Below are 24997 nucleotides of genomic sequence, written 5' to 3' on the forward strand. Positions count from 1 at the left end.
GACAAATCGCCGGTTGATTGAGACATTTAATCCATGTAAGCAAGTCCGTATGATCTGAGCAGAGTTTAAATTGCTGTATCGCTGATCGTAATGCCCCTTGTTAACCCTTCGAGCTTCATCATGATGAAATTACCGGTGTTATTTTTGAGTGCGCTGGCTTTAACTGCGCCAAGTTTTGCCGCAGAAAAATTAGTGTCTTATTTGCCGACTTGGCGTGATGCCAAGGTAGTGAGCCAAGCGGGCCAGCAACTGCCGGTGCTCGATTATGGCATTTTGTCATTTATCGAAGTGGACGCTGATGGCAAAGCGTTTCTTTCGCCAGCGGCTAAAGCTGGGGCGGATTTATGGCGTGCTGAGTTGGTTAAAGCCAAAAAGGTCAATCCCAAATTTAACTGTATGTGGGCTATTGGTGGCTGGACTGGATCGCGCAATATCGCCAAAACTGCGCAAACCGAAGCGGGACGCGAAAAACTGGTGCAATCGGCGATTGGCATTATGCGCGATTACCAATGCAGCGGTTTGGATTTGGACTGGGAGCATCCAGTCACCGGTGGCGATTACGCTAAAGACGCATCACCAGCGGATGCGCAAAACTGGGTGAGTTTAATTCGTGATTTGCGCCAAGGCTTAGATGCTGCGGGTAAAAAAGATAAAAAAGCTTACGTGTTAAGCGTTGCCACCCCCGGCAATAATGGCGGTTGGGTGATGCAAGGGTATGACTTAAAAGCCGCATTGCCGATGCTCGATTGGGTGTTTTTAATGGCCTATGATCGCGCAGGCGGCTGGAGTAAAACCGCGACCTTGCAAGCGAGTTTACATGCCGTGCCGAGCGACCCAGATGGTGGGGTTTTCTCCAGCAGTAAAGCGATTGAATATTATCTGGCGCAAGGCGCTAAGCCATCGCAATTAATGCTCGGCGTACCGTTTTATGCCCGTGGCTTAGGCAATGTTGCCGCAGGCCCCAATGGCGACGGTTTGGCACAAAGTATGTCGGGCCCGGGTTTGAATGATCAGGCGGAAGTCGGGGTGATGACATGGGGCCAATTGCAGGCGGCGCAGTTGCCAAGTCAAGGCTGGCAAGTGCATCGCAATGCTGAATCAGGGCAAACGCCGTATCTCTACCATGCTGACAAAAAAGAGCTGATCACTTTTGACGATCCAACTTCATTGGCCGAGAAGGTCAAATTTGTAAAAGACAAAAAACTCGGCGGAGTGATGATTTGGGAAATCACGCAAGACGATGCGGATTTTACTTTGCTCAAAAGCTTGCGCCGAAGTTTAAACGCCAAACCATTTAGCTGAGCGTTGTTGCTGATTGGCTGATTGGCTGATTGGCTGATTGGCTAGTTCGGCTGGTTCGGCTGGTTTGGATTAGGTTTGCGCCCCATTGTTTTCGATGGGGCGTTTTTTATTTCTAAGCGAGATTGGCGAGGTGCATTACTGGCGCGCAATCGGCGGTTTTAGTGCTTGGATTGGGCTGATGGCTGTTGTCAGAAATATTAAATTGTCATAATATGTTGCGATGCAAAATTCAAAACCAGCTTTCAAAATCGGTGTGCTCGATACCTTGCCTTTACAAATGGGCGTGGCCCCGTTTGCGCTCATTTTTGGCACTTTGGCCGGGCCAGCCGGTTTGTCGCCATGGGCAACCATGGCGATGTCGGTGCTGGTTTATGCCGGATCTAGCCAGTTTTTGGCGCTGAGCTTACTGGCTGTCGGCGCGGCGCTGCCGGTGATTATTTTTACCACGCTGATTATCAATTTGCGCCATGCGCTGTATAGCGCCAGCTTGCAACTGCCATTTGCCCATCTGCCATTTTGGCGGCGAGCGCTGCTGGCTTATTTCTTAACCGACGAAACTTTTGCCGTAGTGCAAAGCGCGGCCAGCCGCAAAATACGGCCACTGGATTCGGTGATGCTGGGCTCAGGTTTGGTCAATTTCAGCACGTGGGTTGTATTTACCGGTATCGGTATTGTGCTGGGCAACAACATTCCGCAGTTGCAATATTGGGGACTTGAATTTGCAATGGTGGCGACTTTTACCGGCATTGTGGTGCCGATGTTGGTGTCGCGCGCGCAAGTGCTGTGCGCGGTGGTGGCTGGCACGACGGCGCTATTGGCGCATGGTTTGCCGTATAAATTAGGCCTGCTGTTGGCAGTATTGCTTGGGGTATGGGCAGCAATGCGATTTAAGGAAAAGGCTTGATGGATATACTCACTACAATCGGTTTGCTGCTGGGCATGGCCTTGGTCACTTATGGATTGCGGGTGTCTTTTTTTCTACCCGGCGTCGGCGAGCGCTTTCCGCCGGTGCTACGCCAAGCGGCAAGCTATGTGCCGGTGGCGGTATTAACGGCGATTATTACCCCAGAAATTTTTGTGATTCAAGGGCATTGGCAAGCATTGAGCCCACAATTGGGCGGATGTATTGCCACCGGTTTGGTCGTCTGGCGCAGCAAAAAACTCATGTTGGGGATTGTGCTGGGTATGGCGGTGTATTACGCCTTGCGATTACTTTAGCGTTGGCGTTGGCGTTGGCGTACGGGTAGGCGTTGGCGTTGGCGTAGGCGTTTGCGTTTGCGGATAGCGCTAAGTCGCAGCTCGATGCGTGCGCCATTAAGCCTTAATCTGAAAAATTGCAGTCATCGTATTTATAAATCCGCCGGTACTTGCGGCAGCATTGCGCCGCTGGTCAAAATCCCCCAAGCCATCCAGCCGGCGATCAGCACATAAATGAGGCGCGGCAGCCAGGCCGCTAATTGCGTGGCGCTGTGGGCTAGATCGGCACTCTGTTGATTGGCAACGCGTTGCAGCATGTCGGGCAGTGTGCCGCTGGCTTCACCGGTTTCTACCATCGCGACCAACCGTGGATCGGCCAACCATGGCACGGCGCTTAAAGCCGCGGTGAGCGTTTGGCCGCGCTTTAATTGCCGTAATAATGGCTGAGTTTGCTGTTGCAAATACGCGCAGTTCAGCGTCGATTGTGCAATGGGTATGGCTGCAAACATCGACACGCCAGCGTGCAGTAGTAGCGCCAAACTGGCGATAAAATCATGTTGCTTGCTGCGTAAATACCAAGCGCCCAATAGCGGTGTTTGCAGCAGGGCTTTTACCAGCGTTGCTGAGGTATTGCGCTCAAACGATTGCAGTACCAATCTTCCAAGCCTATACATCAAGTAAATCAACAGCAGCGGCGTAATAACCCCCAGAGCATAGCCGGATAAACTGAGCGATCCCATTATCAAAGCGGGTAGTGGATTAATCAGTAGCGCCAGCAACAGGGTGAGGGCGGGCATGGCTAATTTGGCGCGAACTTGTTGGGTTAAACGGGCGATGAGTGCCGATTGCTCGGCTAGACGGCTATAGAGCAGGGCAGGGCTGCCGGCATGGCAAGACGCTGCGATGAGTGCCGCGTCCAGTGGATTAAATAGACCTGCCTGCACGCCCGCTTGGGCAATGGTTTTGCCACGTGCTAAGGCTTTACGCATCGCGGCTAACTGCGGCTGATAGCGCGGCGCTAGATTTAGGCTGGCTAAAGCATGGTCCGTCGGCAAGCCGGCGCGCTCGAGCACGGCCAATTGGCTGAATAAATCAGCACGAACTGCATGCGGTAGTGGCGAAAATGAGCTCATAGGCAGGAGTATTGCTGATTGAGCTTAAAAAGGCGAGTGTGGGGCCTGTCAGGTGGTTGACAATCTGACAGGCTTGAGTTGCAATAGACGCTCTTGAACGACAAGAGAGGCGCCTTGCCCAGGTCGTACTACCGCAGAGATCAAGCTCTGTGTGCGCTAGGCGCAGTTGGCTTACCCCAATTGAACCACGCTGCACCATCGGTGGTATTAGGGGGAGCAAGGCCGAAGCGATTGGGGACTTGACTCCTCAGTTGCTGGTTACAGAGGCTGAATCCTCTGGACTGTCAGTGATCAAAGCATCGATTGCTGGAGTGCTCTTGGTGATGATTTCATTGTCAGCTGGCGCGTTGCCAGCGCATCATTGCCGCACTTTTCCTCTCTCCAATCGTCTTTTATTGGAGATCACCATGACTGTTACCCAGACCCCACTTTGGACCGCACTGATTACGCCGATGCAAGCCGACGGCTGCGTTGATTTTGCGGCGTTAACGCGCTTATTGCATGAGCAAGCTGCAGCCGGCAATGGCATTACGCTGCTCGGCTCAACCGGCGAAGGCGCGAATTTAAGTTTGGCCGAGCGCCAAGCGATTATCGAGCATGCGGCTCGTTTGCAACTGAATGTGCCGCTCATGGTTGGCGTAGGTGGTTTGGATTTGGCGAGTCAATTGGAATGGTTGGCTTTTTGCGAAACGCAGCCGGTGTCGGCATATTTATTGGTCACGCCAATTTATGCCAAGCCCGGCGCTCAAGGTCAGCAGCGCTGGTTTAAAGCCTTACTCGATGCGGTGAGCAAACCATGCATGTTGTATAACATTCCATCGCGCTCGGGCGTGGCTTTGGCCGAAGCTGCGATTGCGGCCTTAATTGGCCATCCGAATTTTTGGGCGGTAAAAGAGTCTGGTGGCAATCCACTGCGCTTTGCTGAGCTTAAATCGGCGTTTCCGCAAATTGCCTGGTACTCGGGTGACGATGTGTGGTTTGCCGAACATGCCTTATTGGGTGCGGCCGGTTTAGTCTCGGTAGCCAGTAATGTTTGGCCGCAGCAAGTGGCCGATATCGTGGCGAAAGGCTTGGCGGGCGAAGCCATTGGTGCGGTATTGCGCGAGACGGCGGAGAGCTTATTTGTAGCGCCAAGCCCGATTCCGACTAAAGCTTTAATGCATTATCAGCAGCGCATTGCCAGTAATGTATTGCGCTTGCCATTGTGCGCCGAGGATTTAGCCTCGCTGGCGCCTTTATTGGCGGCGGATTTGCAATGGGCGGCGGCTTAAACGCGAACGATTCATCGATAGTAATAAAAAAAACCGCCAGCAAAAAGGGCGGTTTTTTTGTGCTTGCTGCTTAACTTAGACCGCAGACTCATCCAACTCGGGCAGGGCGACTTGGTTGTCGGTGCTAAATTGGTAGTCTTTAAACACGTGCTCAGCAGTGAGCAATTGATAACGACCATCGGCCAATTGATTGGTGGTGTCTTTAAGGCGGTAGGTAAAGTGCCCACAAGTCCAGCAATCAAAGTTACGCATGTGCGTGCATAAGCAAGTTTTTTCATAAACGTGAATTTCAGAAATCTTTTTCGCGTTTGGATTTTCTTCGATGACTTTGTTATACGCTTGAATGTAAGAGCAGTTGCCGCTGGCATCGAGCAAATAACCATAGGCTTCACAATTTGGGCGAATACCAGAACCAATGGCGGGGGTGTTTTTCAACATCCGCATTGGGTAGCCTGTTGGTGAAATCTGATTCACTTCGATCAGTTCTTCGTCGGCTTTAAAGTATTCTTGCTTCACATCGTCCGGCAGGCCGCATTCTTTGGTCACGGTAAAGCGCGTTGCCACTTGTACGCCGCCAGCACCCATTTCTAAGAATTTAACCGCGTCGGAACCGGTGAAAATGCCACCGGCTGGAATCACCGGCATATTCTCGTAGCCTTCTTTTTGTACCCAAGCGAGCACTTCGGCGACGATGTCTTCAAGCTTAAAATCAGCCCAATCCATACCAAAGCCTAAATGGCCTCCAGCTAATGGGCCTTCAACCACGACAAAATCGGGTAAACGGCCGGTACGTGCTGATTTTTTGATAAACAGCTGCAGTGCCCGTACCGACGAAACAATAATCCCCAGCTTGGCAGTATGAAAGCGCGGATGGTTTTCAATCAGCGCAAAAGAGCCTAAATGCAAACCGGCGGCTAAGGTAATGCCGTCGATGCCGGCATCAAGCGCAGCATTCATTCGCACGCGCAAGGTTTCTTTTGGGCCGTTCATCGTCAACTTTTCCATACAGTTGATGAAGATCATGCCATTGCCCTGCTTACGCGCCATGGTGGCTTCAACGTGCAAACGGGTGGCGTTGGCCAACTGTTCTAAATCGAATTGCACCACGGCTTTGTCGCTATTGGCTACATTGAACTTGTATTGCTTGAGTTTGTCTTTGACGTATTTTGTGTTGTAGCGACGATCGGTGACGGTATTAATCATCGCGTCGGAGATATGCCCGATGCCGCCAAGACGGCAGGCTTCTAGTGCTAAATCGGCAGTGGAGATATCCACACCCATGCCACCGATCATAATCGGCACATACTCTTCTTTACCAAATTTCAGACGAAAATCATCAACACGCTTCATTAGATCGTTCCATTCTTAAGCTGGTTTTAAGGCCAGCTCAATGATGAGTAAAATTTTTCAATGGCGAATGATAACGTGTAAAAGGGGTTTTTGGCTTGTGTCAATGATGACAATACGCAAGATTTTGCCAAAGGCGACATTGTGTAACACTTTTTTCTTTCAAGATTTAATTGTTTTTGTCTTGGGTATTTCTTCGTTTGTCAGTAATTGGCTTGGTGGATGTAAAGAGAATTTCAAATCTAAATCATTTAGAATGCCCTATTCGCAAAAAAAGGACCTGCTATGTCGCAGTTGCACTGGTTTTCACAACTTGCTGCCGAACTCGCCGAGCGAAAATCAGCGCATTTATATCGATCGCGCCGGGTGCTGACTTCGCCACAAGGCGCACATGTCACGGTGGCGGATCGAGTGTTGTGTAATTTTTGCAGTAATGATTATTTAGGCTTGGCCAACCACCCGCAATTGATCGCTGCCGCCCAAGTGGGCGCGACGCGATGGGGTGTTGGTAGTGGCGCTTCGCATTTGGTGGCCGGGCATTTTGCCGTGGAGCAGCAGCTTGAAGAGCGCTTGGCGGCGTGGGCGAATAAACCGGCGGCGATCACCTTGTCGACTGGTTATCTGGCCAATTTGGCGGTGATTACTGGCTTGATGTCGCGTGGCGATGCGATTTTTGCCGATAAGCTCAATCACGCCTCGCTCAATGATGCGATGGTGTTGTCGCGCGCTGACGTAAAACGTTTTGCGCATGGCGATCTGAGCGCTTTAGCGCGGCAACTAGCTGCATCCAAAGCTGCACGCAAAATGATTGTGGTCGATGCGGTATTTAGTATGGATGGCGATATTGCGCCGTTGGCCGAAATGCTTAAATTGGCCGAGCAATACGACGCGCTACTGTATGTCGATGACGCGCATGGTTTTGGCGTATTAGGGAATGGGCGCGGTACTTTAGCCGAGTTGGGTTTATCGTCGCCACGAATTATTTATATGGCGACTTTGGGTAAGGCTGCTGGTGTTGCTGGGGCGTATATTGCGGCAGAGCAGGTGGTGATTGATTATCTGGTCAATACCGCCAAGCCGTATATCTATACCACGGCTGCGCCGCCTTTAATCGCGGCGGCGATGCATGCCAGTTTGGATTTGATTGAGCACGATGTGGCGCGGCGTGAGCGTTTGCAGCAGCATATTGCGTATTTCCGCCAACGTCTGGCGAATGCTTGTACTTTATTGCCATCCAGCACGGCGATTCAGCCGATTATTTTGCCAAGCAGTGAAATTGCGGTACAAGTGTCTGCGGCTTTATTTACCGCTGGATTTTGGGTGGCGGCAATTCGCCCACCAACGGTGGCCACGCCGCGTTTGCGGGTGGTGCTCAGTGCTGCGCATACGCACGAAGAAGTCGCTGCATTGTGTGAGCAGTTGTTGCTGATTTTGGCGGCGTTGCCTGCGGCCGATTTAACGCCTGCGGCGGGTTCAATAGATTAAGGCGTTTTTATGCTCAAACTCAATCTCATCGGCCCTGGTCGTTTGGGGCAAGCTATGGCGCGCTTGGCGCAATTGTCGGGGCAATATCAGATTGCTGGCGTGTTGGCGCGAACGCCCGCAGCGCAAAAGGCGCTGGATTTTATCGGCGCAGGGCAGGCGGTAGCCACGCTATCGGCCTTGCCCGCCGCCGATTTATGGCTGATTGCCGTACCTGATTCGGCGATTGCTGCGGTGGCCAGTGAGCTGGCTCAGGCAGGTGTGATTGCTGCGGGCAATGTCGTTTTTCATGCCAGCGGCGCATTAGACGCGCAGCAGCTGGCGCCACTTCGCGCGCAAGGCGCGGCGCTGGCGAGCGTGCATCCGGCGTTTTCTTTTGCCGATCCAGCGCGAGCGGTGGCGACTTTTGCCGGCACGCTGTGCGCGATTGAAGGCGATGCGCTCGCGTCTGAGCGCTTGCAAGCGTGGGTCAGTGATTTGGGCGGGGTGCCTTTTGCGCTACAAGCTGGCGGTAAAACGGCGTATCACGCCGCGTTAACGATAGCTGCTAATTATCTGGTGACTTTGGCCGAGGTGTCACTGCAAACGGCTAATCAAGCGGGTATAGCGCCAGAGATGGCGCAGCGCTTGGTGTTGGGGCTGATGCAGCAAACTTTAAATAATATCGTCGCCATTGGGCCTGCTGCAGCACTGACTGGGCCGATTGCTCGCGGCGATGCGGCGACCGTGGCGCAGCACTTGGCGGTTTTACCAAGCCAGTACCGGCCCTTGTACCAAGTTTTGGGGCAACACACGCTATGCCTCGCCGGTGAGCGTTTAAGCCCGCAACAGCAGCAAGCGTTGGCGCAATATTTACATAAGCAATGAAGTGTTGGATGGGTATATGATTGTAGGCTATAAAATTAAAGCACTACATAGATATACCCAATTATGGGTGATATGTCAGTCCTAATTGACTTGGAATAATTGAATGTGGATTGAAACGCGGGGCCAAGGGCCTGATGTGGTTTTGTTGCATGGATGGGCGATGAATAGCACGGTATGGAATTCGATAGCCGATGCTTTGGCGCAAGATTATTGCGTGCATTTAGTCGATTTACCCGGCCATGGTGCGTCGCCGGCCGAAGTGGCATTAAGCTTGCCAGCGATGGTGGCTGCAGTGGATGCGGCGTTTCCTTGGCCGGTGCAAGTGATCGGCTGGTCTTTGGGCGGCGCGGTGGCGGCCGCTTGGGCGATGAGTCAGCCGCAAAAAGTGAAGTCCTTGAGCCTCATCGCATCCAGTCCGTGCTTTATGCAACAAGCCGATTGGGCCAGCGCGATGCCAGCCACGGTCTTGGCGCAGTTTGCCGAGCAATTGCAACAAGATTGGCAAGGTACACTCAAGCGTTTTATTAGCTTACAAGCAATGGGAGACGCCAGCGCCCGCGCGGTGACGAAGGAATTACTTGCCGATTTATTTAAGCACGGTGAGCCCAGCTTAACCGCGCTGAGTGAAGGCTTGGCTATTTTGCGCGATACCGATTTACGCGCGCAAATTAGCCAAATTGATTGCCCGGTGCTGCTGCAATATGGTGATCGAGATACTTTAACGCCTGTCGCCGTCGCCCATTGGCTGGCCAGTCAATTGAGTGATGTGACGTTAACAATTCATCAAGGCGCAGCACATGCTCCGTTTTTATCGCATCGCGACGCATTTTTGGCGACGCAGTTGGCGTTTCTGGCTAAAAACTAATCGTGGTGCTCGCGCCATGACGGTGTCAACGGCGCGAGCGGGCTTTTTAAAGCTTGAACTGGGTAACGAGCTCATCTAATTGGACGGCGCTGCGTTTCAGGTCGAGCGATAAACCGGCATTGGCATCCGCACTCTGGCTATTGTCCTCGGCCAGCCGCGCAATGCGCTCAACACTTTGTGCAATGGCGTGGCTGGCGAGCTTTTGTTCGGCCATGGCTGTATTGATTTCAGCAATGGCATTCAGCTCTTCGCGGCTGCTGCTATTGATATTACTGAGCGCCTTGCTGGCATCGCTTACGCGTTCGCTACCGCGTGCCATTTCTTCGCGGGCGATGACCATGCCTTTGACCGCTTCGTCGGTGTCTTTACGAATAGTGGTCACGAGCTTGGTGATTTCGGTGGTCGATGCGCTGGTGCGCTCGGCTAGTTTACGCACTTCATCGGCCACTACGGCAAATCCTCGGCCTTGCTCACCAGCACGCGCGGCTTCAATGGCGGCATTGAGCGCCAATAAATTGGTTTGATCGGCGATTTCTTTAATGACTTGCACGATGCTGCCAATTTCAGTGGAATGCACTTGCATATTGTCGACTTTACCGCCCAAGTCTTGCAGATTGTCAGAGAGGTCGGTGATCTCATGCAACACCGATTGCATCAGTGTTTGACCTTGCTGTACATCATTTTGCGCGGCTTGCGCTTGCAGTTCTGATGAGGCCGCGTGCTCAGAAACCGTGGCAATGCTCACGCTCATTTGCTCCATGGCCGCCGCCATTTCACTGGATACATTGGCTTGATGGTGCGAGGCTTGCACTACTTGGTCTGAGTTTTGATTGAGTCGATCCGCAGAGTTGGAAACGGCATTGGCATTTTGGCGAATCTGGCCGATTAAATGTCGTAAGCTGATCGCCATAATGTTAAAACTTTCGCCGACATCGGCGAGTTCATCTTTGATATTTAGATGAATCGTTCGGCTTAAATCGCCACTGGCTAGCAACTCAGCTTCTAAGCGCAATTGATTGACCGAACCATGAATAGATAAATACGCCCCCACCAAGAGATAGGCACCTAAAGCCAGCATGATAAGTGCAAGGCTCAGCACAAAATTGCGCTGTCCCATAATTCGATGTTCTCTGGCGGTTAAGGCGGCCTCTATTTCGGCAATCACCTGAACAGAAAATTGATTGAGTGCATCGATATTGCGAGTGAGCATTGTAAAATGGGCGGCAGGGTCGACATTAATCTCGGTGTTGGCAAAGCGGGTTTGTAGATATTGGGCATTTTGATGAAGTTGCTCTCCGGATATTTTTCCTGCTGTTTTGAGTTTTTCAACCGAGGTGCGATTCAGTTTGCTATTGATCTGCTCAGCAGCCTGTTGCGCTAAGACTGCCAGCGTACTCATTTGAATGGCGTCTTCTGGCGTAGCGGTTTTTGCGGTGGCCAGCCGAGTACCAATGCCGCGTGCTTTGGCTAGGGTTTCTGTTACAGGAATTAAATCAGCAAAATAGATATCTTGCAGATAGTAGCTATCGCTTTCGGGGTCTAAGGACAGGCTGGAGTTGTGTGCGATATCGCCCAGTAGAGCGATGCTGCGCGCAATTGCGCGACTGTGTTGCTGGAAATTATCACTCGATTGCTGCCACTGTGTGAGCAAAGGGGTGATCTCGGCTTCAAGTATTTGCCATTTTTCGGGGATATCTGCTAGCGGTGTGGCTACGAGCTGTGTTTTGACTTGATCGATGGCTGTTTTTAGTTTTTGCTCTGACTCGGTAATGGCCGGTGCAAAATCAGTTTTCCCTTGCAAAAAAGCCGTAGTCAACCCGCGGTGGCGCTGCAATTGATTGACGACATCGCGCATTACATTGGCGTACTGTAAGCCGACGCGTTCGTTTTCAATCGTACTGAGCTCATTATTAAAATTCACCACAATTCGATTCAGCATAAACACGGTTGGAATCGCCAAAATGCAGGCAATCAGAATAAATTTTTGAGCAAAGCGTAATTTTGAGACTAAGGCAATCGCCGGTGAAAATAGTATGTGCATGACTGATATCTCGATACAATCGACAGTCCACTATAAGAAGTAATTTTCAAGAAGGATAGGTGAAATTATTTTGTCGAATTTAGCTAAAGCTATGGTTTGAATGAATTAATTACGATCATTTTGAGTGATGAGCCAAATAAAAAGCCTCGTCCTTCCATTTGGAAAAACGAGGCTTGTTGGCTAGCGAATTGAGCGTGGAGTTTATTTTTGTGTGGCGAGGATTTTTTCGATTTCGTCTTTTGGAATCGCACCCGAAACGATTTGGCCATCAGCAAAAATTAACGCTGGTGTGCCGTTAATGCCGAGTGATTCACCGAGTTTCACGCTGCGCGCAATAGGGTTGTCGCAGGTGGTTTTGCCGCCGGTTGGCAGATTGCCATTGTGCATGAATTCACTCCAGGCTTTTTGCGGGTTTTCACTGCACCAGATGAGTTCCGATTTACGCGCAGCATCCGGATGCAAGCCAGCGAGTGGCATCAAGAAAGTGTAAATCGTGATGTTATCAATCCCTGCCAAGCTTTGCGTTTCAAGGCGTTTGCAAAATGGGCAATCTGGATCAGAGAACACTACTAATTTGCGGCTACCGTTGCCGCGCACGTCTTTGATGGCATCAGCCAGTGGCAATTTGGCAAAGTCCACTTTATTGAGTTCAGCCATACGCGCTTCGGTTAGGCTTTTTTTAGTCGCCACATTGACCATATCGCCAACGACAACAAATTCACCTTTGGCATCGGAATACACAATATGGCGCTTGTTTAAGACCACTTCATACAGGCCTTTGATTGGCGTTTCACGTACAGAATCAACTGGCTGGCCAATTTTTTTAGCCAAATTGGCTTTTAATTCTTTGGGTGGTGCATCGGCTTGGGCGCTGCATGCAGTGAGTGCGATCATGCCTGCGGCAATCAGAGTACGGCTTAGGTGTTTCATGAGTCATCCTTCAGTCAGGTGAGTTGCTGCAAAGCAGCGATCAGCAGTGTTTATGAATCCATGGCATGGCGAATTAATTGCCGTTTTAGCCATGGTAAAGCATTAGTAAAGCCCAGCCCGAAATTACGTAAACGCATTAAAACGGGATGTTGATTATTAAAGAGCTGCTGCAAGCCATCACAAACGGTTTGCATTAATCGTACCGGCTCGCGGCGGGCGCGCTCATAGCGCCTTAGGACTAAATAATCGCCGATTCGTTCCGGGTGTGTTGTTGTTAATAAGTCCGCCAGTTCGGCGACATCACCAAAGCCTAAATTAACGCCTTGCCCAGCTAAAGGGTGCACCGTATGCGCCGCATCGCCAACCAAAGCTAAACGCGGTTTGACGCACTGATCAATCTGATTGAGTTTTAGCTCAAATGCCGCGGGTGGGGTAATTAAAGTCAGCTCGCCCAGTGAGGCATTGCCCGCTTGTGCCACTTTGGCGGCCAGTTGGTTGGGGCTTAAATTGAGTAATTCATTTTTCAGCTCAGCATCGCACGACCAAACCATAGACATTTTTTGCTCGGCGAGCGGCAGCCAAGCCAAAATTCCGTCGGTTTTAAACCATTGTTGTGCGCAGCCGTAGTGGGGTTTTTCAATGGCAAAATTGGCAACAACGCCAAATTGCGCATAGGGCTTGGTGTTGGCTTGAATGCCCGCTTGCCCGCGTACCCAAGATTGCGCGCCATCGGCGCCAACGACTAAACGCGCGCGTAATTGACGCTGGTCGGCCAAGGTGAGCGTGGCGGCATCCAGATCGATCGATAGCGCTTGCGCGCTGGCGGGGGTGATGATGTCAACATGGCTGCAGTCAGCGAGGGCCAACCACAGCGCGCGTTGTAATTCGCGGTTTTCAACGATAAAGGCCAGCTCGTCAACGCCACTTTCTAAGGCGTTAAATTCCAACACGGCATCGACGGCGTCACCGCGGATTTTCATGGCTGAAATCGGCGATAAACGTTCTGGGCGAATGCGCTGCCAAGCCCCAATCTGCGTTAAGAGCTGACGACTCGCACGGCTAATGGCATAGACTCTTTGGTCCCATGTGGAGAGGTCAAAATCTAGGCAAGGCGCGCGGCCTTCGAGCAAGATCACCGAGAGCGAGGTTTTTTTGAGGGCCAGCGCCAAAGCAGCACCGACTAAACCACCACCCACGATAATGATATCGGCATCGAAATTTTTCATGCGCATGAGTTTAACATTGTGAATGATTCGTGCAAGGTGATTTCTTGGGCTAGTCAGCACTCGATTGCCTAAGCTAGATGGATGTTAAGTCGCTATTTATTATTTATTTTTGCTTGGGTGCTTGGCGTGATTACGCTGCAATGGCAAGCGACTTTGCCTGCTGTTACTTGGCCGCTGGCGACAGCTTGCTTGGCGCTGGGGCTACATTTTTGTTTGCAACGCTTTAATCAAAACCGGATTTTGCAATGGCTGGTGCTGATGCTCTTGGCGTTCAGTTTGGGTTTTGCTTGGGCCACATGGCGGGCGCAAATTCGGATGGCGCAGCGTATTCCAGTCGATTTAGTCGGTCAAACGCTGTGGATGTCGGGTTTTATTGCCGATTTACCGCAAGAATCACGCTATGGGCCGCGCTTTATTTTTACGCCAGATGCTGACCCCAAGCGAGCCTGGCAGTTCGATCGCATTCAAGTCAACGCCAAAGGCGGGCCTTTTGGCGCTGGCGAGCGTTGGCGCTTGCAGCTCAAACTCAAGCCAGTTCATGGCGTCGTCAATTCAGCGGGCTTTGATTTAGAAGCGTGGTTTTTACAGCAAAATATTGCCGCGATTGCCAGCATGAAGTCGGCTGAGCGTTTAGCGGGCTTTTCGCCTCAAGCTGCAGTGTTGCGAGTTCGCGCCGCGCTGCGCGAACGCATTGAGCACGCTTTACAGGATGCACCGTATCAAGGCGTGATTATTGCGCTAACGATTGGCGATCAAGCTGGGATCCCCAATGGAAAGTGATAAATGAAAGCTGAGGTGATAGAAAGAAAATCTACTGCTATTCTCAGCTAATATTTTTTTGCCCGATAAACTGAGTGATAAATTAGTTTTGAGCTAGCTAGGCACAAATTAACACATGTCAAACAAATGAAATTTGAGCTCAAGTTTTTAACTTCAAAAAAGCCCTCCAAATACATGGTGTATTCGACACCACGAAACTTTCTAGCAGAAACTCGTAGCTAAACTAATTCATCATATGCGGCAGTGTTAATCACAGTGCTTGTCCACTTTGATTATGCTGCAAAGTAAGGTTGCAAACTCAGTCACGAATACAATCTTAGTGGATAGGTGGCTTAAGGAAATAAATCACGTACCTGTGCAAAAGGTTGTCCTGTTTCTCCTGCTCGGCGAATTTTGCGTTCCAACACATGGTTTAAAGGTATCTCGCGTGTCAGCATTTCAGATAGGTCTAAACCATCCATGCAGATAATTCGCTTCCCTCTACCAAATGCGTGTAGTCCATCAGTTGTGAATGAGCTATGACTTATGAATAATCCTCGGGTCCAAGCAGCTTTTTGGTCAATTTTCCCATGAAATGTATGTAAGTCTGCTGCTCCAATTGGGGAGTTATGCCATTTAGCTTCCAGTAGATAAATTTCTGAGTTAAGTGCAAAACTACCATCAATTTGTTCGCCTTGAATGCGAAAAGCTTCCCGTGCAGATAGCCCATAAGCATCAAATAGATTCTTCAAGAATTTTTCGAATGCGAAACCTCGTGCATGGGCATTGAGGCTTACTAACTCAAGTAATTCAAAGTGCAATTGAGCCAAACGGCGACGGTCAAAGGCAACTATTGGTGGGGTGGCCACGTTGGAAAATGGAGGCGTAGAAGGTTGAGTCTTGCTGAATCGCACCGGGTTTCGCGGAGGCACTAACTCTTGAGAGAATAGTGCCATGAAAAAATCTACCCCATTTTCCCCTGAAGTCCGCGAGCGGGCCGTTCGCATGGTCATTGAGCACCTTGCCGAATATCCATCTGAATGGGCAACCCTCGTTTCCATCGCCAGCAAAATAGGCTGCACACCCGAAACGCTGCGCACCTGGTGTCGTCGACAAGGTGGCGATAGCGTTCAAGCCAACAAAAACTCCGCAGAGAGCGAACGCATCAAAGCCTTAGAGCGCGAAGTGCGCGAGCTTAAAAAGGCCAATGAAATTCTGCGCCTGGCCAGCGCGTATTTCGCACAGGCGGAGCTCGACCGCCGCTTGAAATCGTAAGAGGATTCATCGATACCCACCGTGAGCAGCACGGGGTCGAGCCGATCTGCAAGCTATTACAGGTCGCTCCGTCTGCTTATCGACGGTATGCCGCTCGGTTGCGTAATCCCGCATTGCGTTGCCAGCGCGCCATTCGTGACGAGCAACTGAGCGGTGAAGTTACGCGCGTCTGGCAAGAGAATCACCAGGTGTATGGTGCCGTCAAAGCCTGGCGGCAACTCAAGCGCGATGGGCATCTTGTCGCGCGGTGTACCGTTGAGCGTTTGATGCGCAGCCTCGGTTTGCGCGGCATATCGCGTGGTAAAACGGTGCGCACCACACGTCCAGACCCTGCTGTTGCGTGCCCGCTTGACCATGTAAACCGACAATTCGTGGCTGAACGACCAAACCAGCTCTGGGTGTCGGATTTTACCTATGTGTCGACTTGGCAGGGCTTTGTGTATGTGGCGTTTGTGATTGATGTCTTCGCTCGTTATATCGTGGGCTGGCGAGTTAGTCGCAACATGCAAACCGAGTTTGTGCTGGATGCATTGGAGCAAGCCCTTTGGGCGCGCCAGCCAGAGCGCGAAGCATTGATTCATCACAGCGACCGTGGCTCGCAATACGTTTCGATTCGCTATACCGAGCGATTAACCGAAGCGGGTATCGAGCCATCAGTGGGCACGACTGGTGATAGCTACGACAATGCGCTGGCCGAGACGATTAACGGACTCTACAAAACTGAAGTGATTCATCGTTTGGGTCCTTGGAAAAGTTTAGAATCTGTGGAGATAGCGACATTAGAATGGGTTTCGTGGTTCAATCAGCATCGTTTGCTTGGGTCGATTGGCCACATTCCACCTGCGGAAGCAGAAGCAAATTATTATCGTAATCAAAGCGAGCAGGCCATGTTGGTCTGACTCAAACCAAACAGCCTCCGCGAAACCCGGTGCGATTCATGCCATTCAATCGATTAATTAGTTCTAAAAAACGCCCCGTGGCATTTGTGACCCGCTCGTCTTGATTGCTCTGTTGGCGGATTGCTTCCCTGTAAATCCACAATGCATTTAGCGTGCGCACTACAGTCGGTTTGTCGACTGTATTTAGAAAACATCTAAGCCGTTTAGCTTTGGACGTACCGTTTACTTTATAGCGAATATTATCAATATCTATGTTGAGTTCTTCTGAGAAAAATTGTGCCATCGTTCGGTCAGAAAAATTCAACACATAACCGCTGCCCATTTCGAACAGCTCATCAAGTAGCAACATATCAATCGTACGAATATTGGGTGAATTCAAATTCACAGTACCCCTCGCTAGCTATTTTTTCTTAGTCACTAAAACTTGATTGTCACACCTTGGACCAGTCTAAACAATACAAGTGTGGTTGCGTAAACAACGACATACTGACTCCTCGGGCTTATTTGTGATTCCATCTCCGCGTCATGTTTGCACTGAGTCTAAGTCCATGGCAATCGCGATTGCTCCTGCTATTCATCATAGTTGTCGTCACCATAGTAATCTGAGGTGTTGACGGGCAAGATGTCTTTATCCGATATGAACTGTTGGCGAAATAACAAACAATAAGCACTTTTTCAGACAAATATGCAGAGAATCGACACTTTTTCAGACATTCTTATTGTGAAAAGCCATCGATTAACACAAAAAACAGACTTCGCCCCCTCTAGCTACTCAGCAGTTCAATTTGCAGTGGTCTAGCAACAACCGGCGCTATTGTGCCTTTTATAGGCAATTTCAATCTTAATAGGCATAAATAATCCTTTTACTGCAAAGAGGCTTTATGTGAGGAATGTGGCAAAAACAGCTATCATTTTTTAGAAAAACTGAGAGTCTTTACACATCAATAGCGCAACAACTCAATTTGAAAAAGCACACGAAACTGTTGAAAGCACTATCAACTTGATGCGATTTATAAGAACATCCTTTGTAATAATCGGCAACATTATTCCGTTTGTAGAGAATGTTGTACACAATAGGCATAATTACGCCCGTTATTACAGGTAACTTCGTCGAGATGTTTTGGAGGTAAATGCAAATGAATCTAACACCCGAAGAAATGGAAAGTGAATTAGGTGAACGATTGAAACGTCTTCGCGTAAATCGCAATCTAGAACAAGCAACAGTAGCAGAGCGAGCAGGAATTAGCGTTCGTGCACTAAGGAACTTAGAGTCAGGCAATGGTTCGTCATTAAATACCCTCGTGCGTGTGTTAAGAGCCTTGGGAAAAGAACAATGGCTAGAAACCATTGCCCCAATAGCAACGATTGACCCGCTAATGCTCACGCGTGCAGCAATACCGCGGCAACGCGCGAGCAAGCCGAGAACGAAGACGAAAGAAAATAACGGTAAATCTTCGGAGAAATAGCTCCCGGAATTACTCTGCTTTTGCTTGTTGTATTACTCTAGTATTGCCCTGAGCAGTTACTCTAGTATTGCCCTCAAAAATAGCTCTAAGATGTTGTATTTATTGAATTAAAATCAAGAAAAATTTTTGAATTTTTCGTTGAAAATTGCTCAAAAAAAGTTTTGAAATTTGATTTTATATTGCATGTTGCTTATCAGTTTAGGCTACAGCTCATTTGCCTAAGCAGAACGAAAATCCTGAATTGCATTCAGGGCACTACAGTCAGCTTGGGCCGCATCACCAAAACGGTTTCTAGCCCCAAACGAATTCAAACGTAAGTATTGGCTTGGCTATTACGATGTTGCCAAAATTGATTGACCACTACAGCTTGTATTACTCTGGTATTGCCATCTTGCATTACTCTGGTATTGCCCTGAAAAAACGCCATAATATGTTGTATTTGTTGGGTTTTATGCTAGAAAAATTTTTTAATTTTTCTCTAAAAATCGCTCAAAAAATGTTTTTTAAAACAAGTTTTTTTGGCATTTTTCTTAGTCTTTGACAGAACTGAGCACAAATTCTGTACGTTCAAGAGTAAAATGTTTACTTACATGATTTATTGGTTAGGCTTCAGTACTCAGAAGCCAATATTATTAGCGTGTATTGAATTGTCTTTTTTGGATAGTAATGCCATCTAGACATGACTACTGCTAAAAAAATCTAATGCTGCAACTTATAAAAGCATGCAATCTAAGGATAAATCACATGGCAAGGCAGAAAAAATCTAGCGCCGGTAACGTCGTAGTCATAGTTATTGCTTGCATTGTGGCCTTGGTCGCATCAGTACCAAAGGAAATTTGGATAGGTTTGGGAATTATTGGCTTGATTTGGGCTGTATCAAAACTCACCAAAAAAAGCAGCTCAGGTAATGATATCCAAGCGGTGATTGCACGCGATAAACAACCATTAACAACAGCAAAAGTAAGTACGAATACTATTTCGAGCCATTCCATAAAATCACCAACTCGAGAGCACGCAATTACAAACGAAGACATTCCCATTCAAGTAAGAGTTAATACCGCACAGACTGATGCATCTGAGTATCGAATTCCTGCCCCACCTTCTGGGTCGGGTTCACAAAAATGGATTCCAATAGGTCAGTATATCGAGGTTGCAGGAACCACGATTACTGGTGGAATGGTTTACGTAGGGACCACTACTCATTTTGGGAATACCCCTGACCCTTCATTAATAGTGACCAATAAACCCGTTGCAAAATATGGTGACTACACTGAGCGACAATTTAGTTATTGGCCAAGTTATTCAGAGATTTCGGATTCTGCGCGTCGAGCTTATCTGAATTGGCTAGCTGGTGGCAGAAAGGACCCTGAAGCTGAAATTGGATTTGTATTTTTATTTTTCTACGGTCTTGAACGCCGAGTATTGGTTGATTCTCAGACAGACCCTATTGCAAAAGCCGAATTACCATTAATAGCACAAGAGCTGCAGCGTTTATTAAAGATTTATGGCCCAGCCTCGGGCTCATTCCGTAGTTATGCCGGCCAGTTATATGACTGGATATCCATGAGCGATTGTGCTGATTCTCTGTATCTGAAGCCAGTACCAACATTTCCAAAATCATATGATGTGCCAGTGTATATTCGCCTTGCTCTTGGGCAGGCGGCGATAGATAGTGCTCCCGTACCTGCAACTCTTGCACTTGCATGGATTAAGCATGCGCCCAACATTTCATTAAGGACCCCAGCAACTCGTTGCGAGAGTGAGTTCAGCAGACTGTTTACATTACGCTATCACGAGAAATTTGTTGAAGGACTTCAGTTACCTCGCAACAAAACCAAACTGAAATTTCAATACCGCCCAGCGTCAGCCGGTTTGCTGCGCAATGGTGAGACAAAACTGAGCTTTGGTGATATTCCTGATGTAACTGTACTTACTGGGCCATTGAAAAAGTTGCAGGAAATAGTCGAATCAACGACAAAAGAGTTGGAGTCATATAGCCGTTACTTATCAAAGAATTTGGAAGGTAGCACTGAGCTTGAAGGTGTATTGCTCTTGCCACCATTGTTGTGGCCTGACAATTTAACTTTAGCGTTGAAGAGCATTCAATCAGGAATGGAGGATGGCGAGATAGTAATGCCATATCAAAAACTACTTTCCGTATTAAATGCCAAATCAGTGCTAACAAAAGATAAAGCAATTACGTTAGCCAAAGCTTTAGAGTCGATGGGCATCGGCATAGAACCAAATCTACTTGGTGGCGCAAAACTACCTAAACCAGAAGACACAGTCGTTTTATTTGATATTCCGGCTGGGGAAATTGTTTCTCCAATAACACCAGCTTATCAGATAGCCGTATTGACTCTTCAGCTTGCCTCATCGATTGCAGCAGCGGATGGAGATTTCGATGCAAAAGAATCCGCACTTTTGCGTGAGCAAATTCAAAGCTGGACACATCTAACTCCGTATCACATCCGCCGTTTATTGGCGCTGCTTCGCTTGCTCGTTATTTCCCCTGCATCCCTGACATCACTAAAAAAACAACTCGAGCCGTTGGATACAGAGACAAAAGAAGTTCTTGGCTCATTTATGGCAACAGTTGCTCAAACAGATGAAAAGGTTACGGTTGAAGAAATCAAGATGCTTGAGAAGGTGTACAAAGTCCTTGGCATTGATAGCAAAAAAGTATTTAGTGATATTCATGCGGCAAGTCCCGATACTCCTTCAACGACACCAACCACAAAAAAAACAGACATTTCAACTTTCAAACTCGACCCTGCACGCATTGCGGTCTTGCAACAAGACACCGCCAAAGTTTCAGCCTTACTAGCCAATATTTTCAATGAAGAAGCTCAAATTTCAACGCCTAGTTCATCTTCTGAAGTTGCTATCGAGCAGGATGATTCCGAAACAATAGCAAAACAGAGCTATTTGCTTGGCCTTGATGAGTCGCATGACGCACTAGCTCGTATGCTACTTTCAAGACCACAATGGAATCGTGAAGAGTTACTTGATGTCGCGTCAGACCTTGATTTGATGCTTGACGGTGCGCTTGAGCGCATCAATGAAGCAGCATACGACGTTCATGACATCCCATTCACCGAAGGTGAAGACCCAATTGAAGTTAACGCTGAAGTTCTGGAGAAAATTGAAGCATGACCATCACTATTCGCCCTAAAGACCGAGATGCAGTCATTCAATCACTACGTGCCGGTGTAGTTCCTCGCACTGGCCAACATTTAATTCAAGTTGGACGTACGAATGAAATCGAAACTCTAATTGGTGATATAGACCGTATTGCAGACGGCGGGTCTGCATTCCGTATCGTTACTGGTGAATATGGTGCCGGCAAAACTTTTTTCCTTAATTTAGTACGCACAGTCGCGCTCGAAAAAAAACTAGTCGTAGCAAGTGCAGACTTAAACCCTGACCGCAGACTTCACGCCAGTGGTGGCCAAGCTCGGTCGCTCTATGCCGAGTTGATGCGCAACATCTCGACCAGAACCAAACCAGATGGTGGCGCGCTAGCTGGAATTGTCGAAAAATTCATTTCCACCGCAAAATTGGAAGCCAAAGCAAATGGACTTTCAACCGAAACAGTCATTAGAGAAAAGCTAAATCATCTAACAGAATTAGTGAATGGCTATGACTTCGCCGATGTCATTGCAGCATATTGCCGTGGTGTTGAAGAGGGCCTCGAGCAACTAAAAGCCGATGCAATCCGCTGGCTACGTGGCGAATTCACTACCAAAACAGATGCTAAGCAGGCCTTAGGTGTGCGTAGCATTGTTGATGATTCAGCTGTTTACGACCAATTGAAGTTGCTTGCTCGCTTTGTTCGGTTAGCTGGATTCTCGGGCTTGCTCGTGAGTCTCGATGAGCTAGTAAATTTGTACAAGCTTTCAAATACGCAAGCAAGAAATGCCAATTATGAGCAAATCTTACGCATTTTGAATGACTCGCTGCAAGGGTCCGCAGACGGCCTTGGTTTTGTTCTTGGAGGAACGCCAGAGTTCTTACTTGATACAAGGCGAGGGTTATACAGCTATCCAGCACTTCAAAGTCGCTTGGCTCAAAACACATTTGCTGTGGGTGGCTTAGTGGACTTCACTGGCCCAGTCGTACGACTTTCAAGTCTGACACCTGAAGACTTTTATGTGTTACTTCAAAATATTCGACATGTTTATGCTGCTGGTGACCAAGCAAAGCATTTGATTCCAGACCAAGGAATTTTTAGCTTTATGGAACACTGCTCAAGCCGTATCGGAGATAGCTATTTCCGAACACCACGAACCACCATAACTTCGTTTATAAATCTTCTGGCAGTTTTAGAACAAAACACTGGAGCTGCTTGGCAAGATTTACTTGGAGGAATCGAAGTAATAGCAGATACAGATGGTTTAGCTGATGCGCACGTCGATTCAGACGATGTAGACGAGTTTGCTTCATTCAAAATGTAACTGAGTTATTAGTTTATGGCAGCTTCATCGTCTTACTATTTACTGGATGAGCGGATTCAGCACTTTCTCTGGTCAGAGGGTTGGGAGTCGCTACGCCAAGCCCAAGAAGAAGCAATTCCCATTATTGTCGCTGGAGACTGTGATGTAATCGTTGCCGCTGCAACAGCTACTGGTAAAACTGAAGCTGCTTTTCTACCCGCATTAACGTATCTGCTCCAGAGTGAGAATCACGGCTTAATTGTTTATGTAAGCCCACTTAAAGCGCTCATCAATGACCAGTTTGGTCGACTTGACCGTCTCTGTGAACAATTAGAAATACCCGTCTGGCCTTGGCATGGCGATATATCGGCCTCAACAAAAACGCGGTTTATGGCTAAACGGCAAGGGGTGCTTCTTATCACCCCAGAGTCCCTTGAAGCACTGTTATGTAATCGTGGTACATCTATCAACGCGATTTTTGAAAACGCGGCTTACTTTGTTATCGACGAGCTTCATGCGTTTATTGGTTCTGAGCGGGGCAAACAACTTCAATCGCTCATGCATCGTATAGAAAATAGTATTGGTCGAAATATTCCCCGAATAGGTTTGTCGGCAACTCTAGGTGATATGAGCTTGGCGGCTGATTTTTTGCGACCAGGTAAAGGGGCTTCGGTCGCCATGATTGTCTCTAAGGATGCAAATACCGAACTGCGTATTTTAGTAAAAGGATATGAAGAACCGCTGGTAATTCGACAAAATTCCAGTAACTCCGATGAAGATGAGCCACCTCAGCCTACGATGCCAACCACGATTGCGGGACATCTTTTCAAGAATCTTCGTGGCTCAAACAACCTAATTTTTCCTAATTCTCGGCGTGAAGTAGAACGTTATACCCATTTGCTAAACCAATTTTGCTCTACGCAAAATGTTCCCAATGAGTTTTGGCCGCATCACGGCAGTCTATCTAAGGAAATTCGCTCTGAAACTGAAGCGGCTCTAAAACAAAAAGAGCGGCCCGCAACGGCTATCTGCACAAATACCCTTGAGCTCGGCATCGACATCGGAGCTGTTAAAAGCGTAGCTCAAATTGGCCCTCCACCGTCTGTCGCTAGTTTGCGTCAACGTCTTGGGCGTTCCGGGCGTCGCAAGGGAGAACCGGCGATTTTGCGAGGTTACTGCATTGAACAAATGATTGGCCCTCATGTTTCTTTGTCGATAGAGCTTCGACTAGACATGCTGCAAATGACCGCCATGATTTCATTGCTGTTAGAGAATTGGTTTGAGCCTCCAATGTCCAGTGGCGCTCATTTTTCCACGCTTATCCAGCAGATACTCTCAATTGTTGCTCAGCGTGGGGGAGCAACTATCGGACAGCTTTATAGTTTGCTTTGCGGCCCAACCACCCCCTTTACTGGCGTAACAAAAGAAGAGTTTGCCATGCTGTTGCGCCATCTGGGCAAACTAGACCTACTGATGCAAGAGTCATCTGGATTGTTACTTCATGGACAGACAGGTGAGAAATTTGTTAATCATTACACCTTCTACGCTGCTTTTGCTTCCGAAGAAGAGTTCCGACTCGTATGCGCAGGAAGAGCTTTAGGCACAATTCCTGTTACACAAATGCTGACGGTGGGTCAGCGAATTTTGTTTGCCGGAAAAACATGGTGTGTCGATGAAATTGATGAGAAGCAAAAAACAATTGTTGTCTCGAGAACCCGTGGCGGTGTGCCCCCATTATTTTCGGGGGGAGCAGGCCGCACGCATACTAAAATACGACAACGGATACGTGAGCTATTAGAGTCCGATGAGACTCCAGTTTATCTAGATGACGTTGCAAAACGTTTTCTTACTGAAGCTCGACATAACTATGCGGCTAGAAACTTGAAGGAAACTATATTACTTGACCAAGGCAGCGAAGCACTCATTCTTACTTGGATGGGCGATGCAGCAAACGAAGCGCTAGCATGTCTGTTATTGAGACGAGGGTTTAAAGCCACAGCTGCGGGGCCAGGTATTGAAGTCCACAAATCTGGACATAGTGGAACTGATATTTTAGATGCCCTCAGAGATACGTCGTTCGATGTGGCTCCATCACTAGATGAACTACTAATCGACGTAAAGAATCTTCAGAGACAAAAATGGGACTGGGCTCTACCAGATGGATTACTGCGGAAAGCCTACGCAAGCCTCTACCTTGACCTCGATGAAGCTCAAATGTGGATAAAATCGCTTGATACCCAGTCTGAAATTGCGCATTAGTGGTCAATTAATTTTGGTAACAGCCCAAGGCCAGTAATAGCTAACTTGCTTGGGCTGCTCACCTTTATTTGCTTGGCCATAATTATGTGGCACAAATCCAGTGTGCCACTACAACTTGGTGTACGCGCGATGAGCGTTGGGCGCTCGCTGCTTGGTAACAGGAGTATGTACATGACCAAAAATATCTGGCAACGCCTGTTGTCGGATTTTTTATAGTGCTTTCAAATGAAATCATTAGCTGT

The 24997-nt window shown here is 48.5% G+C and carries 20 protein-coding genes, 1 riboswitch and 1 other annotated feature; of the genes, 13 read left to right on the forward strand and 7 right to left on the reverse strand.

Annotated features, from left to right (window positions below):
• Positions 1–120 precede the first annotated feature (120 nt).
• From K4H25_RS06195 to K4H25_RS06205, 3 genes are all read left to right on the forward strand, one after another.
• Complete coding sequence (locus K4H25_RS06195) at positions 121–1302, forward strand: glycoside hydrolase family 18 protein (RefSeq protein ID WP_221022475.1); 1182 nt, start codon at positions 121–123, stop codon at positions 1300–1302.
• Positions 1303–1522: 220 nt separating this feature from the next.
• A complete protein-coding gene (locus tag K4H25_RS06200) occupies positions 1523–2206 on the forward strand; it encodes an AzlC family ABC transporter permease (protein ID WP_221022476.1) in 684 nt (227 codons plus the stop codon).
• Entirely contained in the window at positions 2206–2520 is a 315-nt protein-coding gene (locus tag K4H25_RS06205) for an AzlD domain-containing protein (protein ID WP_221022477.1), read from the forward strand. The genes K4H25_RS06200 and K4H25_RS06205 overlap by 1 nt, the downstream gene beginning before the upstream one ends.
• A 131-nt stretch (positions 2521–2651) precedes the next feature.
• On the opposite strand, the gene K4H25_RS06210 is transcribed toward K4H25_RS06205, so the two are convergent.
• Positions 2652–3632, reverse strand: coding sequence for a type II secretion system F family protein (locus tag K4H25_RS06210; RefSeq protein ID WP_221022478.1), 981 nt, complete (start codon positions 3630–3632; stop codon positions 2652–2654).
• A 96-nt stretch (positions 3633–3728) separates the two neighbouring features.
• Positions 3729–3957: riboswitch (Lysine riboswitch) on the forward strand.
• 82 nt (positions 3958–4039) lie between these two features.
• Here K4H25_RS06210 and dapA point away from each other — a divergent pair.
• The gene (gene dapA, locus K4H25_RS06215) at positions 4040–4903 is read left to right on the forward strand and encodes a 4-hydroxy-tetrahydrodipicolinate synthase (protein ID WP_221022479.1); all 864 of its coding nucleotides are present in this window, start codon (positions 4040–4042) and stop codon (positions 4901–4903) included.
• A 75-nt stretch (positions 4904–4978) separates the two neighbouring features.
• Here the strand turns inward: dapA and K4H25_RS06220 are convergent, their stop codons facing one another.
• On the reverse strand, positions 4979–6253 hold the full coding sequence (locus tag K4H25_RS06220) for a nitronate monooxygenase (RefSeq protein ID WP_221022480.1): 1275 nt from the start codon (positions 6251–6253) through the stop codon (positions 4979–4981).
• 282 nt (positions 6254–6535) lie between these two features.
• On the opposite strand from K4H25_RS06220, the gene bioF reads away from it, so the two are divergent.
• The 3 genes from bioF (at position 6536) to bioH (ending at position 9464) form a co-directional block, all read left to right on the forward strand.
• Entirely contained in the window at positions 6536–7735 is a 1200-nt protein-coding gene (gene bioF / locus K4H25_RS06225) for an 8-amino-7-oxononanoate synthase (RefSeq protein WP_221022481.1), read from the forward strand.
• 9 nt (positions 7736–7744) lie between these two features.
• The gene (locus K4H25_RS06230) at positions 7745–8599 is read left to right on the forward strand and encodes a Rossmann-like and DUF2520 domain-containing protein (protein ID WP_221022482.1); all 855 of its coding nucleotides are present in this window, start codon (positions 7745–7747) and stop codon (positions 8597–8599) included.
• A gap of 103 nt (positions 8600–8702) precedes the next feature.
• A complete protein-coding gene (gene bioH / locus K4H25_RS06235) occupies positions 8703–9464 on the forward strand; it encodes a pimeloyl-ACP methyl ester esterase BioH (RefSeq protein ID WP_221022483.1) in 762 nt (253 codons plus the stop codon).
• 46 nt (positions 9465–9510) lie between these two features.
• Here the strand turns inward: bioH and K4H25_RS06240 are convergent, their stop codons facing one another.
• The 3 genes from K4H25_RS06240 to K4H25_RS06250 form a co-directional block, all read right to left on the reverse strand.
• Complete coding sequence (locus tag K4H25_RS06240; RefSeq protein WP_221022484.1) at positions 9511–11505, reverse strand: methyl-accepting chemotaxis protein; 1995 nt, start codon at positions 11503–11505, stop codon at positions 9511–9513.
• A gap of 201 nt (positions 11506–11706) precedes the next feature.
• Entirely contained in the window at positions 11707–12435 is a 729-nt protein-coding gene (locus K4H25_RS06245) for a DsbC family protein (RefSeq protein ID WP_221022485.1), read from the reverse strand.
• A 50-nt stretch (positions 12436–12485) separates the two neighbouring features.
• Entirely contained in the window at positions 12486–13667 is a 1182-nt protein-coding gene (locus K4H25_RS06250) for a UbiH/UbiF family hydroxylase (protein WP_221022486.1), read from the reverse strand.
• A gap of 75 nt (positions 13668–13742) precedes the next feature.
• Between K4H25_RS06250 and K4H25_RS06255 the strand changes: the two genes are divergently transcribed.
• Positions 13743–14441, forward strand: a complete 699-nt coding sequence (locus K4H25_RS06255; protein ID WP_221022487.1) for a ComEC/Rec2 family competence protein — start codon at positions 13743–13745, stop codon at positions 14439–14441.
• A gap of 332 nt (positions 14442–14773) precedes the next feature.
• Here the strand turns inward: K4H25_RS06255 and K4H25_RS06260 are convergent, their stop codons facing one another.
• A complete protein-coding gene (locus K4H25_RS06260; protein ID WP_255588107.1) occupies positions 14774–15376 on the reverse strand; it encodes a restriction endonuclease in 603 nt (200 codons plus the stop codon).
• Here K4H25_RS06260 and K4H25_RS06265 point away from each other — a divergent pair.
• Positions 15375–16594, forward strand: a protein-coding gene (locus tag K4H25_RS06265; RefSeq protein ID WP_374706346.1) for an IS3 family transposase whose coding sequence is annotated in 2 segments (ribosomal slippage) — positions 15375–15654 and positions 15654–16594 — 1221 coding nt in all. Because the reading frame shifts where the segments join, the coding sequence is not laid out codon by codon here. The genes K4H25_RS06260 and K4H25_RS06265 overlap by 2 nt on opposite strands.
• Positions 15650–15766, forward strand: a sequence feature (AL1L pseudoknot). It overlaps the preceding gene by 117 nt.
• 1 nt (position 16595) lies before the next feature.
• Here the strand turns inward: K4H25_RS06265 and K4H25_RS06270 are convergent.
• Entirely contained in the window at positions 16596–16979 is a 384-nt protein-coding gene (locus tag K4H25_RS06270) for a DUF3644 domain-containing protein (protein ID WP_255588109.1), read from the reverse strand.
• A gap of 745 nt (positions 16980–17724) precedes the next feature.
• Between K4H25_RS06270 and K4H25_RS06275 the strand changes: the two genes are divergently transcribed.
• The 4 genes from K4H25_RS06275 to K4H25_RS06290 all read left to right on the forward strand — a co-directional run bounded on the left by K4H25_RS06275 (position 17725) and on the right by K4H25_RS06290 (position 24755).
• A complete protein-coding gene (locus K4H25_RS06275; protein WP_221022488.1) occupies positions 17725–18060 on the forward strand; it encodes a helix-turn-helix domain-containing protein in 336 nt (111 codons plus the stop codon).
• A gap of 744 nt (positions 18061–18804) precedes the next feature.
• Positions 18805–21216 carry a tellurite resistance TerB family protein gene (locus K4H25_RS06280; protein WP_221022489.1) on the forward strand — a complete coding sequence of 804 codons (2412 nt, stop codon included), beginning with the start codon at positions 18805–18807 and terminating at the stop codon, positions 21214–21216.
• A complete protein-coding gene (locus K4H25_RS06285) occupies positions 21213–22517 on the forward strand; it encodes an ATP-binding protein (RefSeq protein ID WP_221022490.1) in 1305 nt (434 codons plus the stop codon). The genes K4H25_RS06280 and K4H25_RS06285 overlap by 4 nt, the downstream gene beginning before the upstream one ends.
• A gap of 15 nt (positions 22518–22532) precedes the next feature.
• Positions 22533–24755: a DEAD/DEAH box helicase gene (locus K4H25_RS06290; protein ID WP_221022491.1), complete on the forward strand. Its 2223-nt coding sequence runs from the start codon at positions 22533–22535 to the stop codon at positions 24753–24755.
• Positions 24756–24997: the final 242 nt, after the last annotated feature.

It is taken from the genome of Deefgea piscis (genome assembly GCF_019665785.1).
Taxonomy (GTDB): Bacteria; Pseudomonadota; Gammaproteobacteria; order Burkholderiales; family Chitinibacteraceae; genus Deefgea.